The following is a 1,479-nucleotide window of genomic DNA, read 5'->3' as shown; positions in this document are numbered from 1 at the left end:
CCTAGTACAACATCCCGCAAATGGCTTTAATAATTATCGGGCTGCAGATATAGGTGCAGGAGCGTGACGACCACCTCGGCCATCTCGTCGAGCGAGCCTTCGCCTGGCAACGGTTCCCAACGCCCGCTATGGTTGCGAAAGGCGGCGCCATAACGATTGCGGCCGAGTTCGGTCAGCCGAGCCACCACGGTCGGCTCCTCGTCGTCCAGACGTTTGATCAGCAGGTGACGCCCGTAGGCTTGCGTGACGATCTGCTCGTGGCCGAGCAGGCTGCGCAGTTGCTGCTGCAATTCGGCAGCGTAATGTTTGGTGGGTAAGGCTGGCATGTCGATTCTCGATTACGATGCGCCGGTTTGCAGCGGATAGCCCCGGAAACTCCATTTGAACGGGCGGGCCGCCTGATTGTGCGCGCGGACAAACTGCTCGGTGCGTTCGCGCAGGTGCGCGGTGCTGGTGTGGCTCGCATGGCGCAGCACCCGGCGCGTGTAGCGGGCAAACCAGAGTTCGATCTGATTGACCCAACTCGCGTGCAATGGCGTGAAGTGGAAGTGAAACCGCTCATCGTGCCGCGCGTTGAACGCCTGCCAGACGGCCTGGGCGCGATGCGTATTGAGGTTATCCCACACGACGTGCACCTGTTTGCCCGGGTACGCGCTTGCCACGCGCTCCATGAAGGCTACCAAATCCTCCTGGGTGCGCCGGTCGCGGCAGTCTGCCAGCACCTGTCCGGTATGCACGTCCAGCGCGGCAATCAACGCCTGGGTGCCGTGACGAACATATTCAAACTCACGCCGACGAAGCCGGCCCGGTGCGGGGGCACGTCCTGGGTGCTTGCGCTCGATGGCCTGAATGCCGGTCTTCTCGTCGATACTGAGCACCACCGCGTTTCGAGGCGCCTTACGGTACAGCTTGCAAATCCCGTTGACCTTCTCGCGAAAGGCCGGGTCTGGGCTATGTAGCCATTGCTGGACCCGGTGCGGACGCACGTCGCCGGCCTGCAAAATGCGCTGCACCTGGCTGCGGCTGATCTGCTCGACAACGCCACGCTCCACGGCGCGCGCCACAATCTCGTCGAGCGTGGGCGTGACCCGCCCCTCAGGTTCCTGCGTCTCACACGCCAGCGCGATCAACTGTAGTCGCGCTTCCTGCGTGATGCGCGGCGGACGGCCGCTGCGCTCGCCCTCGCGAATGCCTTGGGCACCTTGCTGGGCAATGCGCTTGCGCCACAGACAGACCGTTTGCACCGATACACCCAGTTCCCGCGCAATGACCGTATTGGAGTGGCCCTCGTGAGCCCACAACGCGATTCGCGCGCGCATCACATCTCGCTGCGCAGCCGTCTTGCGCTCGATCAGCGATTGCAGTTCCTGTCTTTCTTTCTTCGCCAGCCTCACTGGCATTGCTTGGCGGCCTCGGCTCATCCCGCCATGATATCCGAGGTGATTAATTATTCAAGCTATTTACGGGATGTTGTACTAG

Annotated in this window: 2 protein-coding genes; both read right to left on the bottom strand. The window is 62.1% G+C overall.

Annotated elements, in window-relative coordinates; all coding sequences use genetic code 11:
• Positions 1–26 precede the first annotated feature (26 nt).
• Positions 27–326 (bottom strand): hypothetical protein, encoded by a 300-nt coding sequence (locus AC07UK_RS38735; protein ID WP_284494922.1) that lies wholly within the window; start codon positions 324–326, stop codon positions 27–29.
• Between the two features lie 12 nt (positions 327–338).
• Complete coding sequence (locus AC07UK_RS38730; RefSeq protein WP_115213384.1) at positions 339–1,421, bottom strand: IS630 family transposase; 1,083 nt, start codon at positions 1,419–1,421, stop codon at positions 339–341.
• Positions 1,422–1,479 lie beyond the last annotated feature (58 nt).

This window comes from Cupriavidus sp. GW821-FHT07C08 (assembly GCF_059419025.1).
Note: the sequence above shows the minus strand (reverse complement) of the source record. Positions and strands in the feature narration are given on the sequence as shown.